This is a genomic window from Crenothrix sp., from assembly GCF_043729335.1.
Lineage (GTDB): Bacteria > Pseudomonadota > Gammaproteobacteria > Methylococcales > Methylomonadaceae > Crenothrix.
In genome coordinates this window covers 1-1839 of the sequence record NZ_JAYTLQ010000016.1, presented here as the reverse complement: position 1 = coordinate 1839, position 1839 = coordinate 1, and the positions used below count along the sequence as shown (strand labels likewise).

General features: G+C 42.5%; 2 protein-coding genes. Both read left to right on the top strand.

The window, feature by feature from the left end; all coding sequences use genetic code 11:
• Positions 1 to 538, top strand: a 538-nt coding sequence (locus tag ACHZC4_RS04515; protein WP_394752630.1) for an IS110 family transposase, incomplete at its 5' end; no start/stop codon positions are given.
• Between the two features lie 111 nt (positions 539 to 649).
• On the top strand, positions 650 to 1597 hold the full coding sequence (locus tag ACHZC4_RS04510; RefSeq protein ID WP_394752629.1) for a hypothetical protein: 948 nt from the start codon (positions 650 to 652) through the stop codon (positions 1595 to 1597).
• The last annotated feature ends 242 nt before the right edge of the window (positions 1598 to 1839 follow it).

The following is a 1839-nucleotide window of genomic DNA, read 5'->3' as shown; positions in this document are numbered from 1 at the left end:
AGTTGAGATGATTACCGCAGAAAGTAATCGCCATGCTCAAGCCTCAGACAAAATCGCCAAGCAAATTGCACAACATATTATTTGGCTAAGAAAGCGCTTGAGTGAAGCCGATGATGATTTAGATGCTGCGATTCAACAAAGCCCGCTGTGGCAAGCTAAGTCCGACCTCATTACCTCGGTGCCTGGCGTGGGGAAAGTCACGGCAACCAGTTTGCTGGCCGAGCTGCCAGAACTGGGCAATCTGGCTAGGCGCGAGATTAGTGCCTTGGTGGGCGTATGCCCGTTTAATCGAGATAGTGGCGGTCACAAAGGCAGACGGGCGATTTGGGGTGGGCGTGCGAGTATTAGAGCAGTGTTGTACATGGCGGCTTTAGTAGCCTCAAGATACAACCCCGTGATTAAAGCCTTCTATCAAAAGCTGCTGGCCGCAGGTAAAATGAAGAAGGTGGCGTTGGTGGCGTGTATGCGTAAATTGCTGGTGATTTTAAACGCCATGGTGAAAAATAATACGCCGTGGCGAGAAGCGGAGGCCGCTTGAAAACCTGTCAAAAACGATTTATTTCAAGACAGTTGCTGACCCCATTAATTTTAGACTGACACCATTAGTTCTAAAGTAGTGCGAACACTAATTTTTTGTAGAAAGCTAGTAATGAAAAGTAAATATGACAATTTAAAATGGTTGCTATTAACAGGTGTTTTCCACGCAAGTAGTGCGCTCGCGCATTCTCTGCCTAGTATCGAGTCGATGATGATTATGACAAGAGCGTCTGTTAATTACATGCCAAAAGTATTGGCTCAGAATTGTGATGTTGAGAATGTGGAAATACAAACCCGCATCAAAAATGTAAGCAACTTACTCTCAAAGAAACTAAGTTTGGACGAAATATGTGATCAAGATTGCATCAGTGACGAAGGCAAAAAAGGGCTCAATAAAGAAGAAGTGGCACAATTGCTTATTCAATTTGATAGGCGAACTGCTGAAAAAGATGAAAAAAATTGCAGCAAGTATCTGAATTTTTTGGAGAGTGTGCAACAGAATTATAACCAGCCACTTGCTGACTTAGTTAAAGAAAAAAATCCAAATGCTCCCGATGTGATTTACGATTTAAGAGCGGTTGCAACGTCAGTGTGGTCATATGGAAAGCATGATGTCATTGGTCAGTTTAACAACAGCGTTATTAACCTCTCTATCAATTACCGAAGCTTTTATCATAAAGCAATCGAAACAGGGGTATTTGATCCACCAAATAAATACAGTTTTTTGATAAGTATTCATCGGAACCATACTGACAAAAATCCATTACCCGTGAAGATCACAATTGAGGAGGTGTTTTTAAAAATCAACGGAAAAGCTTATCAAGCACAACTCACGCGTAGTACTCAATCTGGCTGTTGTAACTCGACGGAAATACAAGCTAGTTTCGACTATGTAGGGCAAATAGGCAAAGAGCCATTCGAACTGGAAATCTCTGGGATAAATGACGCAGGCATTCAATATCCTTCATTGATATATCAATCGGTAGCCGAGCCAGCTGGCCTAGTAAAAGCATCGAGAGTTTTGCAAGAATTCATCATGCTGCAGTTGAAGCGAGATTGACCAGCGACTTCGGTTTGCTAAAGTTGCATGATTAGCATTAAGTTATAAACATATACGCATGATGCTTTTTGTTGGCAGACAGATAACGGCATCATCAATCTTGCCCATTACACTGAGCTAACCCGCATAATAGCGCATAATAGGGGACGTACCCAATGCTGTTCACTTAACTAAAATCCGGATATACTTCAGCTGCATGAAAATCATAGCGGAGGTCAATCGTGGCGGGGAAAACAGCAGAG